General features: G+C 67.7%; 13 protein-coding genes and 1 pseudogene. 4 read left to right on the top strand and 10 right to left on the bottom strand.

Features of this window, described 5'->3' with window-relative positions; genetic code table 11:
- From AC1DIQ_RS13875 to AC1DIQ_RS13855, 5 genes are all read right to left on the bottom strand, one after another.
- The gene (locus AC1DIQ_RS13875) at positions 1 to 1,347 is read right to left on the bottom strand and encodes a peptidylprolyl isomerase (protein ID WP_121042798.1); all 1,347 of its coding nucleotides are present in this window, start codon (positions 1,345 to 1,347) and stop codon (positions 1 to 3) included.
- Positions 1,344 to 3,797: an LPS-assembly protein LptD gene (lptD, locus tag AC1DIQ_RS13870; protein ID WP_121042800.1), complete on the bottom strand. Its 2,454-nt coding sequence runs from the start codon at positions 3,795 to 3,797 to the stop codon at positions 1,344 to 1,346. The genes AC1DIQ_RS13875 and lptD overlap by 4 nt, the downstream gene beginning before the upstream one ends.
- 116 nt (positions 3,798 to 3,913) lie before the next feature.
- A complete protein-coding gene (locus AC1DIQ_RS13865; RefSeq protein ID WP_152154479.1) occupies positions 3,914 to 4,825 on the bottom strand; it encodes a histone deacetylase family protein in 912 nt (303 codons plus the stop codon).
- Between the two features lie 35 nt (positions 4,826 to 4,860).
- Positions 4,861 to 5,415 carry a cob(I)yrinic acid a,c-diamide adenosyltransferase gene (locus AC1DIQ_RS13860; RefSeq protein WP_152154477.1) on the bottom strand — a complete coding sequence of 185 codons (555 nt, stop codon included), beginning with the start codon at positions 5,413 to 5,415 and terminating at the stop codon, positions 4,861 to 4,863.
- An 18-nt stretch (positions 5,416 to 5,433) separates the two neighbouring features.
- On the bottom strand, positions 5,434 to 6,018 hold the full coding sequence (locus tag AC1DIQ_RS13855; RefSeq protein WP_478050244.1) for a hypothetical protein: 585 nt from the start codon (positions 6,016 to 6,018) through the stop codon (positions 5,434 to 5,436).
- Positions 6,019 to 6,112: 94 nt separating this feature from the next.
- Here AC1DIQ_RS13855 and ubiH point away from each other — a divergent pair, with 94 nt between their 5' ends.
- Complete coding sequence (ubiH, locus tag AC1DIQ_RS13850) at positions 6,113 to 7,318, top strand: 2-octaprenyl-6-methoxyphenyl hydroxylase (protein WP_121042807.1); 1,206 nt, start codon at positions 6,113 to 6,115, stop codon at positions 7,316 to 7,318.
- Positions 7,315 to 8,490 (top strand): UbiH/UbiF family hydroxylase, encoded by a 1,176-nt coding sequence (locus AC1DIQ_RS13845; protein ID WP_121042809.1) that lies wholly within the window; start codon positions 7,315 to 7,317, stop codon positions 8,488 to 8,490. Before ubiH ends, AC1DIQ_RS13845 begins: the two co-directional genes overlap by 4 nt.
- Before the next feature lie 9 nt (positions 8,491 to 8,499).
- On the opposite strand, the gene AC1DIQ_RS13840 is transcribed toward AC1DIQ_RS13845, so the two are convergent.
- The 4 genes from AC1DIQ_RS13840 to AC1DIQ_RS13825 form a co-directional block, all read right to left on the bottom strand.
- A complete protein-coding gene (locus AC1DIQ_RS13840) occupies positions 8,500 to 8,895 on the bottom strand; it encodes an EF-hand domain-containing protein (RefSeq protein ID WP_121042811.1) in 396 nt (131 codons plus the stop codon).
- Between the two features lie 115 nt (positions 8,896 to 9,010).
- Positions 9,011 to 10,057, bottom strand: a complete 1,047-nt coding sequence (gene rlmM, locus AC1DIQ_RS13835; protein ID WP_121042813.1) for a 23S rRNA (cytidine(2498)-2'-O)-methyltransferase RlmM — start codon at positions 10,055 to 10,057, stop codon at positions 9,011 to 9,013.
- Positions 10,058 to 10,081: 24 nt separating this feature from the next.
- Positions 10,082 to 10,642 (bottom strand): nucleoside deaminase, encoded by a 561-nt coding sequence (locus tag AC1DIQ_RS13830; RefSeq protein WP_282263133.1) that lies wholly within the window; start codon positions 10,640 to 10,642, stop codon positions 10,082 to 10,084.
- A 202-nt stretch (positions 10,643 to 10,844) separates the two neighbouring features.
- Positions 10,845 to 12,593: a glutamine--tRNA ligase/YqeY domain fusion protein gene (locus AC1DIQ_RS13825; RefSeq protein ID WP_152154473.1), complete on the bottom strand. Its 1,749-nt coding sequence runs from the start codon at positions 12,591 to 12,593 to the stop codon at positions 10,845 to 10,847.
- A gap of 191 nt (positions 12,594 to 12,784) precedes the next feature.
- On the opposite strand from AC1DIQ_RS13825, the gene AC1DIQ_RS13820 reads away from it, so the two are divergent.
- Both AC1DIQ_RS13820 and msrA read left to right on the top strand, forming a co-directional pair.
- Positions 12,785 to 13,051, top strand: a complete 267-nt coding sequence (locus AC1DIQ_RS13820; protein ID WP_121042819.1) for a putative signal transducing protein — start codon at positions 12,785 to 12,787, stop codon at positions 13,049 to 13,051.
- Positions 13,052 to 13,081: 30 nt separating this feature from the next.
- On the top strand, positions 13,082 to 13,735 hold the full coding sequence (gene msrA / locus AC1DIQ_RS13815) for a peptide-methionine (S)-S-oxide reductase MsrA (protein ID WP_183073807.1): 654 nt from the start codon (positions 13,082 to 13,084) through the stop codon (positions 13,733 to 13,735).
- Positions 13,736 to 13,980: 245 nt separating this feature from the next.
- Here msrA and AC1DIQ_RS13810 read toward each other — a convergent pair.
- Positions 13,981 to 14,206, bottom strand: a pseudogene (locus AC1DIQ_RS13810) (transaldolase); the annotation flags it as partial.

Genomic DNA, 14,206 nt, shown 5'->3' with positions numbered 1-14,206 from the left:
TCAGGACTGCGGCGGCGTGGTCGCCGCGGCACCCGGGGCATAGCCGCGCATATCCACGTAGGCTTCGCCACGCAGTTCCTGCAGGAAGCGGTTGTACTCTTCCTCCAGCTTGCGGCGGCCGATCGTTTCACGGATCTGGGCGCGCTGGTTGTCGGTGGTGGCATCGGTCTGGCGCGTGGCGACGCGCTGGACGATGTGCCAGCCGGCATCGGTACGGAACGGCGGGCTCACGCCGCCGTCGGTGATGCCCTCAACCTGCTTGCCGAAATCCGGGCCGAAGGCATCGGCCGGGAACCAGCCCAGATCGCCGCCCTGGCCCTTGCTGTTGTTGTCTTCCGAGGATTCCTTGGCCACTGCATCGAACTCGGCGCCGCCGGCGATGCGGGCACGCAGGGTGTCGATCTTGGCCTTGGCCGCGGCATTGTCCTGCTGGTCGGTGATGCGGACCAGGATATGACGGGCGTGGTATTCGGTGATGGTGTGACCGCCGTCAGCGGCCGCGCTGGCATCACGCACCTCGACCAGCTTCAGTAGCTGGAAGCCACTGGGGCCACGCAGCGGGCCGACCACGTCGCCGGACTTCATCTCTTTCATCATCTGCGCGAAGGCATTCGGGATTTCATCCAGCGAACGCCAGCCCAGGTCGCCGCCTTCCAGCGCGTTGGGGCTGTCCGAATAACGGACGGCGGCGGCGTTGAAGTCGATCTCGCCCTTGTCCAGCAGCGCCTTGACGCCATCGGCCTTCTTCTGGCCGGTGGTGATCTGCTCGGCGGTGGCGCCTTCCGGCAGGCCGATCAGGATGTGGGCCAGGTGGTACTGGGTGCCCACGGTGGCCTGCTGCTTGAGCGCGCCATCCACTTCGCCTTCGCTGACGGTGATGCGGCTCTGCGCGAAGCTCTGGCGCAGGCGCTGGACGGTGATCTCGTCACGCACCGAATCGCGGAAATCGTTGAAATCCAGGCCATCGCTGGCCAGACGCTGGCGCAGGGCATCCAGGGTGGAGCCGTTCTGCTGGGCGATGGCGTTGATGGCCTGGTTCAGTTCCTGATCGCTGACCTTGATGCCACTGCTCTCGGCACGCGCCACCTGCAGCTTCACCAGCACCAGGCGCTCGAGCACCTGGCGGCTGAGCACATCATCGGGCGGCAGCTGGTTTTCACGACCGGCGTACTGGGCCTTGATGTTCTGGACGGCGCGGTCCAGTTCGCTCTGCAGCACGACGTCCTCATCGACGATCGCCGCGATGCGGTCCAGCGGCTGACCCTGCTGGGCCAGCACCTGCAACGGGGCCGTCGCGGAGGAGACCGCCAGCAGGGAGGCGAGGAGTACGGGAAGGGTCTTGGTCATGGGATCTGATTCGGATCGTAGTCGTCGCGGGCTGCACCGGTGTTGCTGGGCGGCACCAGATAGAGGTCGTCTCGGTAGTACCCGAGAATAGCACGGCGCAAGGTGCGGTCCGTGTTCTGGCCGATGGAGCTCAGGCCCTTGAGCACGAACTCGATCTGGAAGGAGTTGTTGAGTTCACCTTCGCGATTGCGCACGTAGCGGCGGGCGATGGCGCGAACGGCCAGACAGCAGCTGTCCCACTGCACGCCACCGATGATTTCCAGCGGGGCGCGGTCCTGGATGGAGTAGTAATAGCGTCCGACCAGGCTCCAGCGCTCGTTCAGCGGGTACAGGAAGGACAGGTCGGCCTGCTCCAGCAGCGTCCGGTCGCGGCGGGTCGCCGTGGTCGAGGCCTGGGGATTCAAGCGGCTGCGGTAGGTCAGGTTGACGATGCCGTCGTTGGACATGAGGTAGCGCGCGCGCACGCTGGCCAGATCCTCACGCTTGTACTTGGGATCCCACTGATAGGTGGCACCCAGGGTCCAGCGGTCGTTGATCATGTAGTTCGTATCGGCGATCCAGGCCGACTTGCCCTGCTCGACCGGCGTTTCACTGCTGTTGAGCGTGACCCGCGAATCATCGAAGTACAGGATCTGGCCGAGGCTCCCCGAGAAGCGCTCTTTGCCGGTGTCCTGGTCGATGAAGCGGGTGCTCACCGCCATGGTCAGCTGGTTGGCGTCGTTCTGGCGATCGGCGCCGGAGTAGCGCGAATCGCGGAACAACTGGCCCCAGCTGAAGGTGAAGTCACGCGTATCGAACACCGGCAGGTCGCTCTGGTCGCGGTAAGGCGTACGCAGGTAGAACAGGCGCGGTTCCAGCGTGTGCAGGAAGCGGGTGTCGCCGATGGTGGTCTCGCGGTCGAAGAACAGGCCGGCGTCGATGGTGCCGATCGGCAGGCTGCGGCTCGGCGAGGTGTTGCCGCGCAGCTGGTCCGGGGTCGCGGTGGCCGGATCGATACCGGCCGCGATCAGGTTCTGCCGGCGGATGTCATCGGCCAGCCCGCGCTCCAGGTCATACCCGGTGTAGCGGTAGGCCAGGGTCGGGGTGACATACCAGGCCGCGCCGCTGAACGGCATCGAGACATACGGCTTGACGTCCAGGCGTGAGCCGCCATCCACGGCGCGTGACACGCCGGTGCGCTCGTATTCCTGTTCCACGCCGAACTTCTCGTGCACGTCCAGATGGGTGAAGTTCACCGCTTCGGCATACACGCCGGTTTCCAGCCACGGCAGCAGCGGCTTGTCCCAGTTGACGAACAGGCGCGGCTGGCGGGCATACGGCAGGGACGTTTCGGTCAGCGTGTAATCGGTGAGCTGCCAATAGTCGGCCATCAGGCCGCCCGTCCAGTTCTCGCCGGTGCCGTAGATGCCGATCTGGCTCTGCAGGTTGGAGGTGGTCACGCCGAGCAGCCGGTTGGAGAAATCCTCCAGATAGCGCTCATCGCTGACCCAGGCCAGGCTGGCACGGGCCTGCCAGTTGGCGTTGATGTTGTGGTACCCGCTGAATTCCACGCGGCCGCGATCTTTGTCGCGCAGCTTGTCGTTGGGCAGGTAGGCGGTCAGCAGCTCGCCGCGGCCGCCGTCGTAGAGATAGCGGAATTCGTTGTCCAGCATGAAACCGCGCTTGCTCATGTAGCGCGGCATAAGCGTGTCGTCGAAGTTCGGCGCCAGATTCAGATAGATCGGCTGGGTGTAGTCGAAGCCGTTGCGGCCGGACAGGCCGATCTGCGGGTAGAGCAGGCCGGTCTGGCGGCGGTCGTCGATCGGGAACTTGAAGTACGGCGCCCACAGCACCGGCACCTTGCCGATGCGCAGCACCGCGTTGCGCGCCGTGCCGAAGCCGGCGTCGTTATCGACCTCGATCTGCGGTGCCGAGAGCTTCCACACCGGCTGCGAGGGATCGCAGGTGGTGTAGGTGGAGCGATGCATCTGGCCCACCGCGCCCTGCAGGTCGATTGACTCGGCACCGCCATTGCCCCGGCGGGACACCAGCTGGTACTGGATGTCGCTGATCTTGTGGGTATCGCTTTCCTGGTTGCCCTCGGCACGACGGGCCTTCATCCGGATCGAGGAGTCCTGGTAGCGGACGTTGCCCTCGGCGACGTAATTGCCGCTCTCGGTATCGAAGCTCAGGTTGTCGGTCCCCAGGAACTGGTCGCCACGCTTGAGCGCGACATTGCCCTGGTAGTTGGGCACCACGGAGGTACCGGAAAGTTGGTCACCCTCGATATCGGTCGGCTGCTGGCCACGCGTGGCGGCCGCGGCTTTGTCGGCCTTGGGCGCATCGTCGAACACGGGCAGCACGTCGGTTACCGGGCACAGGCCCCAGTTGACCGGCTTGTCGTCGGCCAGGGCCGGCAAGCAGATGGCGATACTGAGGGGGAGAGGCAGCAGGCGGAGGGCTCGGCGCACGCGGTATCGGATTCGGGAGAAAACGGATCGTAGCTTGCCCCATCCCTTGCATAGGGGCAATGAAGGTCGCGCCGATGCAGGGGGCCGGGTTCATTCGCAACCCGGGCCGGGCCGCCTCAGCGCAGCTCGCCGACGTGCGCCACGCTGCACTCGGCCAAGGCCTGCAGGTCGTATCCGCCCTCGAGCATGGAGACGATCCGGCCGGCGCCGTGGCGGCGGGCGAGCCCGCGCAGCTCGGCGGTGATCCAGGCGAAATCCTCGGTTTCCAGCATCAGGTCGGCCTGCGGGTCGCGCATGTGCGCATCGAAGCCGGCCGAGATCAGCAGCAGCTGCGGGCGGAAATCATCGATGGCCGGCAGCATCTCGTCGGCCCAGGTGTTGCGGAAGCGGAAGCCGCCGCTGCCCGGGGGCAGCAGGATGTTCATCAGGTTGCCGGCCCCACGGTCGCGGCGAAGGCCGGAATTGGGGAACAACCCGGCCTGGTGGGTGCTGTAGTAGGCCACCCCGGGATCGGCGATGAAGATGTCCTGGGTGCCGTTGCCGTGGTGCACGTCGAAATCGACGATGGCGATCCGCTCCAGTCCATAGCGGTCGCGGGCATAGGCCGCGGCGATGGCGATGTTGTTGAACAGGCAGAAGCCCATCGCCGTGTTGGCGCTGGCATGGTGGCCCGGCGGGCGCACGGCGCAGAACGCGACCGGGTCTTCGCCGAGCATCACCGCATCGACCGCCGCCACGCCGGCACCGGCCGCGTGAAGGGCCGCACTGGCCGAGCCGGGCGAGGTCATGGTGTCCATGTCGATCAGCCGCAGCGGCTCGGTCTGCGGCGTGAGGACCAGGTCGATCAGTTCGCTGTCATGGACCCGGGCCAGCTCACCGAGCTTGGCCGGGGGCGCCTGCCGCCAGTCCAGCTGGTCCGGATAGGCCGCCTTGAGCGCATCGAGCACGCCCTGCAGGCGCGCCGGGCATTCGGGGTGGCCCCGGCCGGGATCGTGTTGCAGACAGGCGGGGTGGGTGAAAACCAGCATGCGGGCAGGATATCCGGGTGGGGCGGCAGGGCCGCTCAGGCGTGGCGGCGCTCGTGGCGCCAGAGCACCTCGCCGTGGCCGTCGGCGCGGGCCAGCACGCGCGCGAGCACGAACAGCAGGTCCGACAGGCGGTTGAGGTAGTGCAGCGCTTCCGGGCGGACCGTCTCCCGGCGCGCCAGCGTGACCGTCTCACGCTCGGCCCGGCGCACGATGGTGCGGGCCAGGTGGCAGCGGGCGGCCGCTTCGCCACCGGCCGGCAGGATGAATTCCTTCAACACCGGTAGATCGGCGTTGTAGTGGTCCAGCTGCTGCTCCAGCGCCTGGATGTCGGCGGCGTGGATGGCGGCATGGCCGGGAATGCACAGCTCGCCGCCCAGATCGAACAGCTGGTGCTGGATCACCGTCAGCAGGGCGCGGACGTCGTCGGGCAGCGGTGCCGCGAGCAGCACCCCGAGCGCAGAGTTGGCCTCATCGACCGTACCGTAGGCGGCGACGCGGGCGTCGTCCTTGGCCACGCGGCTGCCATCGCCCAGCCCGGTACTGCCATCGTCACCGGTGCGCGTATAGATACGGGAAAGGCGGTTGCCCATCGGGGAGCCCTGCCGCGCTCAGTGCAGCACGTCGCGGCGCGCCTGCAGCAGCTTGCCGACCTGTTCGGTCGCCAGCTGCAGGGCGGCGGCCAGGCCGACGTAGACCGCGGCGGTGCGCAGGTAGGGCAGGAACCAGTCGCTGTAGTTTTTCGCCCAGCCATCGAGGGTGGGGGCGGCCACGTTGTCACTGGTCCAGTAGAAGCCGCCCTGGGCGAACAGATGGCAGACCGCCACCGCCGCGACCAGCAACAGCGCGCCCTTGCCCAGCGCGGCCCAGGTGGCACCGTGATAGCCGCCGCGCAGCAGCATGCCGCCGCCCCACATGGCGAAGTACGCCGGCAGCAGCATCCAGTAGCCGGGGGAGACGCAGTAGTGCTGCCAGAAATCCAGGCCACTGCGGCGGATCACGATCCAGTCGACCACTACCGCCAACGCCATCAGCAGCGGGAACGCCCAGCGGGTCCACTGGCGCAGGTAGAAGCCGCCGATGAAGAACACCGCCCAGGACGCATCCGGAATCGCCGCGAAATGATTGACCCGGGTCGCCGCCATCAGCAGCACGAGCACGGACAGGACGAAGGCGCGTTGGGCAGTGGAGGTCATGGCGGTGACGGGTAAGGGCAGGCATTCATTCTAGCGCCTGCTGCGGCAGCCCGCCGCACGCCGCCGGAACGGGCGAACCCTTATCATGGCGGGCATGAGTGAACGACATGATGTAGTGATCGTAGGTGGCGGGCTGGTCGGTGCCAGCCTGGCCATTGCCCTGGACCGTGCCGGCCGCGATGTCGGCCTGGTCGAGGCCTCGCCGCTGGGTACGCTGCCGGCGGTGTTCGACCAGCGCAACCTCAGCTTTGCTGCGGCCACCGTCAATGCGCTGACCGCGCTGGGCGTGATGCAGGCGCTGGCCGCTGCGCCGGGCGCGATCACCCGTATCCATGTCAGCCGTGCCGGCGATTTCGGCCGGGTGCAGATGGAGGCCGCGCAGTACCAGCGCCCGTGGTTCGGCCAGGTGGTCGTGGCCCGCGATTTCGGCCAGGCGCTGGAGGCGCGGCTGCAGACGCTGACCCATCTGACCCGCTATCGTCCGGCCCGGTTCGTGCGCCTGGGCGCCACGGTGGACGGCTACCGCCAGGTGTTCATCGCCGATGACAGCGGTGAGCGCTGCCTGTCGGCCCGCCTGGTGGTGGGTGCCGATGGCACCCGCAGTGGCGTGCGCGACGCGCTGGGCATCGGCGTGGACGAGCATGATTTCCGACAGACCCTGTTTGTGTCGCGGGTGCGTGCCGCCCGTGCGCCGGACGGCACCGCGTACGAGCGCTTCACCGACACCGGCCCGACCGCGTTGCTGCCACGGGGTGATCGTCACTTCGGCGCGGTGCACGGCGTTGCCCGCGATCAGGCCGAGGCGGTGATGGCGCTGGACGATGCCGGCTGGGTGAGCCGCCTGCAGAGCGCGATCGGCTGGCGTGCCGGCCGCCTGCTGGAGAGCGGGCCGCGCAGCGCGTATCCGTTGATCCAAGTGTTGTCGCAGGCGTTGGTCGGCGAGCGCGCCGTCCTGCTTGGCAATGCCGCGCAGACCATCCATCCGCTGGGCGCACAGGGCTTCAACCTGGGCCTGCGCGATGCGCTGACCCTGGCCGAGCTGGTCGCCGGGGCTGACGATGCCGGCAGCGATGCGTTGCTGCGCGAACATGTGGCACGACGTCTGGAAGACCGCGAGCAGACCATCGCCTTCTCCGGCGGTCTGGCACGCCTGACCAGCAACCCGGCGCCACTGATGCGGCCCTTGCGGTCGCTCGGCTTGCTGGCTGCGCAGGCGACGCCGATGCAGTCGATGCTGGTCGGCGGCGCGATGGGCTTCCGTGGCCAGGTGCCGGCGCTGTGCCGCGGAGCCGGCCTGTGAGCCGGCGCCCGCAGGATGTCGTGGTGGTCGGCGGCGGCGTGGTCGGCGCGGCCTGTGCCTTGGCGTTGGCCGATGCCGGGTTGACGGTGACGCTGGTCGAAGGTCGCGAGCCAGCCGCCTGGCAGCCGCAGCAACCGGATCTGCGCGTGTATGCGTTCGCGCCGGACAACGCCCAGCTGCTGGCCGCGCTCGGCGTGTGGCCGGCGGTGACTGCCGCACGCGCCTGTGCCTACCGCCGCATGCGGGTCTGGGATGCGGCCGGCGGCGATGAACTGCGTTTCGATGCCGATACGCTCGGCCGCGAACACCTGGGCTGGATCGTCGAGAACGATCTGCTGGTGGACCGCCTGTGGGCGGCACTGCCCGCGGCCGGCGTGCAGCTGTGCTGCCCGGCGCGGGTGGAAGCGCTGGAGCAGGACGCCAACGGGGTACGCCTGCGCCTGGACGACGGCCGTCGGCTCGACGCGTCGCTGGCGATCGCCGCCGACGGGGCCGAATCCACCCTGCGCCGCCTGGCCGGGCTGGAGGTGACCCGCCAGGATTACGGCCAGCGTGGCGTGGTTGCCTACGTGGATACCGAAAAGAACAATGAAGCCACGGCGTGGCAGCGCTTCCTGGTGACCGGCCCGCTGGCGGTCCTGCCGATCAGCGCGCAGCGCAGTTCGATCGTGTGGACGCTGCCCGAGGCCGAGGCCGAGCGCGTGCTGGCACTCGACGAGGCCGCCTTCGGCCGTGAGCTCACCCATGCCTTTGCCGGGCGGCTGGGGGCGATGACCCTGGCCTCCAGGCGCGCGGCCTTCCCGCTGCGCCGCCAATTGGCGACCGGCTACGTCGCTGGCCGCGTGCTCGCGCTCGGCGATGCGGCGCATGTGGTGCATCCGTTGGCCGGGCAGGGCGTCAATCTGGGCCTGCGCGATGTCGCCGCGTTGCGGACGATGGTGCTGGCCGCACAGCAGCGCCGCCAGGATTGGATGTCACCGCACCGGCTGCAGCGCTGGGCACGCGAGCGCCGCAGTGAAAACACCGTCGCTGCGTACAGCTTCGATGCGATCAACACGGTGTTCTCCAATGATGAGATGCACCTGACCCTGGCGCGCGGTCGCGCGCTGGGCTGCGCCGGAAAGCTGCCGCCGCTGGTATCGATGTTCTGGAAACGCGCGGCGGGGCTGTGACCGGCGCGCTCAGTCGATCAGCCAGCCGGCCAGATCGGCGCGGTCCAGCGTGCCGCGTCGCTTCACGTCCAGCGCGTTGAATTCATCGGCCAGCGCCGGGTTGGCCTGCGCCTCGGCGCGGCTGATGAAGCCATCGCCGTCGACATCCAGCGCCGCGAACGCGATGCGGTATTGACCGACCACGCTCACCGGCTGCACCGAACGCACCGTCACCGCGGCTTCGCCGGCCGGTGCGGCCAGCGTCACCTGATGGGTCACCTCTCCCTGCGAGAGCGGCTGCGCGCGCACGCTGGCCGGCACCTCGCGCAGCGGTTCGCTGACCGCCGGCGGCGGGGTGCGGACCTGGGCCAAGGCGAGCGTGGGCAGCAGGGACAGCAGCACGGTGAGGCTGGATATGCGTCGCATGGGAACTCCGTATATCTGAAGTGGGGGCGCCGGGTGCCCGGCGCGTGCTTCGATCATTGCCGCGCGTTGCGCGGCCAGCCGGGCATGGCCCGGCGCTACCGGTGGTGCGCGTGCGTCAGCGCAGCGGCGAAGCCAGCACCGTGATTTCTTCGCGGTCGTGATACAGCTGCTTGGCGCGCAGGTGCAGCGGTTTGCCGGCCTGCTCCTGGAACAGCTCCAGGCACAGGCGGGTTTCATCCCAGCGCTTTTTCATCGGCAGCTTGAGGTTGAAGATCGCATGCTTGCACCAGCCCTCGCGGAACCAGGTGGCCATGCGCTCGGCCACGCGGCGCGGCTGTTCGACCATGTCGCAGACCATCCAGTCCAGCGGGGTCTCCGGCTGCCAGTGGAAGCCATCGGCGCGCAGATGTTCAACCAGGCCGGTCTCCAGCACATGCTCGCGCAACGGGCCGTTGTCCACGCTGATCACCTTCACGTGCTGGCGGGTCAACACCCACGTCCAGCCACCCGGTGCAGCGCCCAGATCGGCCGCGCGCATGCCCGGCTTGACCAGCAGCTCGCGCTCTTCCGGCGTCATCAGGGTGAGCAGGGCTTCATCCAGCTTCAGCGCCGAGCGCGAAGGCGCATCGGGCAGCAGCTTCAGGCGCGGGATGCCCAGCGGCCACGGCGCGCTGTCGCGGGTATCGGCCACGCACACAAACGCATGGCGACCATCGACGAACACGATGTGCAGGCGCGGCAGGCCGGTGTTCGGCTTGTCGGTCAGCAGGCCGGCCTTGCGCAGCGCCGGGCGCAGTGCATTGCCGAATGCGCGGGCCAGGCCGGCCAGCGGCTTGCCTTCATCCGAGTCCGGATGCTCGACCCACATGTCGCCGAAGCGTTGCTGCCCCTGAAGCGCGGCAATGATCGGGGTGATGCGGTCGGCGGCATCGAGCTGCGGCAGCTCGGCCAGCACCTGCAGCTTCTGCCGGGCGAAGATCAGCGAGCGCCAGGACAAGGCCTTGGACAACGCCGCACCTTCCTCGGTGACGAACACCACGTAGCCGTCATTGCGCTGGGTGCGCGCATAGCCGGCGACGTTGGCATACGCCGCGCGCTCGGACAGCTCGGCGGCCAGTTCCGGTTCAAAGCCCTGGCGGCACAGACACAGCAGGCCGCTCATCGCATCGCGCCCGAAGCGCGGATATCAGTAATGGGCACCGTTGATCTCTCCGTACTGGCGCAGGACCGCGCGTGCAGCGTCGCGCTCGATGTCGCGCACGACCTCGATGCCACGCGTGTTGAGTTCGCCGATCCAGTCCGCCGGCAGCGGACCCTCGTCGAACGGGGTCAGTTCTTCCACGTCCTGCGCGCTGGCACCGATCAGCAGCCGATCGATACCGGCCCAGATGGTGGCGCCGTAACACTGGCAGCACGGCTGGGAGGAGGTCGCCAGTGTGATCGGCGACAGCACATCGTTCAGGCGTGGCGTCTGCAGGCGTTGCTGGGCCAGCATGTAGGCCATGTTCTCGGCGTGCGCCAGCGAGGTCGTATGCGGGACCACGCGGTTCACGCCGGCGGCGATCACACGATGGTCCGGCCCAAACACCACGGCGCCGAACGGGCCACCGGTCTGCGCCTCGACATTCAGGCGCGACAATTCGATCGCCAGCGCGACCTTGTCGGCATCCTCGGGATAGACACGGCCCAGATCGATCTGGTCGTGGATCCAGGCGGGCAGGGTGAGATGGACTTGCGCGTACAGCATCGGGACATGAACCTCTTCAAAGATGGCGCAGCGGCAGTGTATCGGGCCGCGCGTAGGGATGCCGTGCCCGCGCTGAACACGGCCACGCGCACGCCGGCGCAGGGCTGCGCCGGTCGCAGGGGAGCTGGAGCGCAGGCCCTGCCATGGCAGGGCTGCGCAGGTGACATCGGGCGGCCGGTGCCTGGCACCGGCCGGGTGCAGCTTACGCCGACCAGGTATCGCGCAGGGTCACGCTGCGGTTGAACACCGGCGTGGCCGCGGTGTGATCGCGGCGATCGGCGACGAAGTAGCCGGTCCGCTCGAACTGGAACGACTGCTCCGGGGCCGCAGTGGCTGCGGCCGGCTCGACATAGCCGGTGACGGTGCGGCGCGAGTCCGGATTGAGGTAATCGCGGTAGGTCTTGCCCTCGGATTCGTCGTCCGGGTTGGCCACCGAGAACAGACGGTCGTACAGGCGGATCTCGGCCGGCACCGCGTGCACGGCGCTGACCCAATGGATGGTGCCCTTGACCTTGCGGTTGGCGCCTTCCATGCCCGGGCGCGATTCCGGATCCAGCCAGCCGCGCAGTTCGGTGATGGTGCCGTCGGCATCCTTGATCACTTCATCGCAGCGGATGATGCCGGCCCCGCGCAGGCGCACTTCGCCGCCCGGCACCAGGCGCTTCCAGCCCTTTGGCGGGACTTCAGCGAAATCCTCGCGCTCGATCCACAGCTCACGTGCGAACGGTACTTCGCGGGTCCCGAACGCCTCGTCCTTGGGGTGGTTGGAGAAGGTCAGGGTCTCTTCGTGACCCTCGGGCAGGTTGGTCAGCACCAGCTTGACCGGATCGACCACCGCCATGCGGCGTGCGGCAGCACTGTCGAGGTCTTCGCGCAGCGCGCCTTCGAGCACGCTGAAATCGATCAGCGAGTTCTGCTTGCTGATGCCCACGCGCTCGGCGAACAGGCGCATCGCGGCCGGGGTATAGCCACGACGACGCAGGCCCTGCAGGGTCGGCATGCGCGGATCTTCCCAGCCATCCACCAGCTGCTCGGTGACCAGCGCCATCAGCTTGCGCTTGCTCATCACCGTGTAGTTGATGTTCAACCGCGAGAATTCGATCTGGCGCGGCTTGGCGGCTTCACGCGGCAGGCCGCGATCGACCAGCGGCTGGGTCAGTGCATCGTGATGGGCGAAATCGACGTTGTCCACGCACCAGTCGTACAGCGGGCGGTGATCTTCGAACTCCAGCGTGCACAGCGAATGGGTGATGCCTTCGATGGAATCGCCCAGCGCGTGCGCGAAGTCGTACATCGGGTAGATCGGCCACGCAGTGCCGGTGTTCTGGTGTTCGACATGCTTGATCCGGTACAGCGCCGGGTCGCGCAGGTTGATGTTGCCGCTGGCCATGTCGATCTTGGCGCGCACGGTGCGCGCACCATCCGGGAACTCGCCCGCGCGCATGCGGCGGAACAGATCCAGGTTCTCTTCGACGCTACGGTCGCGGAACGGCGACGGACGGCCCGGCTCGGTGAGCGTGCCGCGGTAGGCGCGCACTTCCTCGGCCGACAGGTCGCACACATACGCCTTGCCATCGGTGATCAGCTTCTGCGCGGCCAGGTAGTAGGCATCGAAGTAATCCGAGGCATGGCGCAGCTCGTTCCATTCAAAACCCAGCCAGCGCACGTCATCCTGGATCGCGGCCACGTACTCCGGATCTTCCTTGGCCGGGTTGGTGTCGTCGAAGCGCAGGTTGCACACGCCGTTGAACTCACCGGCAATGCCGAAGTTCAGGCAGATCGACTTGGCGTGGCCGATGTGCAGGTAGCCGTTGGGCTCGGGCGGGAAGCGCGTCTTGATCGCGGCATGCTTGCCGGCGGCCAGGTCCTCGCGGACGATCTGACGGATGAAATCCCGTTTTTCCTGGGCTTCCGGAAGGGCGTCGGTGGGGGCGGCGGTAGGCTCGGACATGATGCGCGGTCGCAGTTAAAAGGCAGAAAGACCAACAGTTTAGCCTGTCGCAAGGCGACAGGCTAAACGGGTAGGTGCCGACCGTTGGTCGGCACGCCTTTCGCAGGCCGGCACCACCCGGCTCCTTCGCTGGGTCGGCACGCCTTCAGCCCCCGGGCGTATGCTGGGCCCATGCCCTCCGGAGCCCATCCATGCACGTGATCTACCAGGCCGATAACCTGTTCGACGCCCATCTGGTCAAACACGCCCTGGAGGACGCCGGCATCCCCGCCTTCGTCTTCGGTGAATCGCTGCTGGGTGGCATGGGCGAGCTCCCGCTGTTCGGCGTCCTGCGCGTGTGTGTCCCCGATCTGGCCCGTCCCGAAGCGGAAGACATCGTCGCCCGGCTGGACTTGGGCGCGGCCCCGGACGACCCCATATTCGACGGAGACGAAAGCGCCGGCCTGTTGCCGGCCTAGGAGAACGCCATGTTGGGTATTGGAAACGGTCTGTTGGGCATCGGCGCCTTCAAGCAGCGCCTGCCGCGCCCGGAAGAAGCGTTGCCCGGCCGCGAGCAGCCCCTGCCGTTGCTGCACAACCAGCATTACGTCAACAGCCACCCGCTGAAAGACAGCTTCACCGGCCTGGAGCGCATCCGCTTCGCTATGGGCTGTTTCTGGGGCGCGGAGCGCAAATTCTGGACCATCCCGGGCGTCTACTCGACCTCGGTCGGCTACGCCGGCGGCGTCACCCCGAACCCCACCTACGAAGAAGTCTGCTCCGGCCTCACCGGGCACACCGAAATCGTCGAGGTCGTCTACGACCCCGCCATCGTCACCCTCGAACGCCTTCTCCAGGTCTTCTGGGAAAGCCACGACCCCACCCAGGGCATGCGCCAGGGCAACGACACCGGCACCCAGTACCGCTCCGCCATCCACGCCACCACCCAGGCCCAGCACGACGCTGCCCTCACCAGCCGCGACGCCTACCAGCAGCGCCTCAACGACAGCGGTTACGGCCCCATCACCACCGATATCGTTTTCCCCGCGCCCGCGTACTACTACGCCGAGGACTACCACCAGCAGTACCTGGCCAAGAACCCCAACGGCTACTGCGGCATCGGCGGCACTGGCGTCAGCTGCCCCATCGGCGTGGACGCCTGATACCCCAGAGCCGACCAACGGTCGGCTCTACCAGGTCCAGCAGACAGCCCTAGGCTCGCCGCGCTACTGCTCTCCCCAACGCACCAGCCATGTGTCGACGGCGCGTCCAGCAAACCCACCCACACCGCGCCAACCCCAACGAGAGTGAGCCGTTGCCGTTGCCGTTGCCGTTGCCGTACGCGCCAAAAACAAAAGGCCCCGCATGAGCGGGGCCTTTTGTCGTGCAGCCATCCAACCGCCCGCGCTTACAACCGCGCGCGGATCGTCTGCCGCAACGCCTCCAGATCCTTGGCGAACGCATCGATACCGCTCGCCAGCTTCCCCGTCGCCATCGGATCGGCCGCCAGATCCGCCGCAAACCGCGCACCATCGATCGGCGTCACCTGCACAGACTCGGCCGCACCGGCCACCAGCCTGCGCGGCAACTCACCGTGATCGGCGTCCAGCTTTTCCAGCAGATCCGGTGAAATC

The sequence above is a fragment of the Stenotrophomonas sp. 05L413 genome, from assembly GCF_056397945.1.
This window is presented reverse-complemented; position numbering and strand designations above follow the sequence as displayed.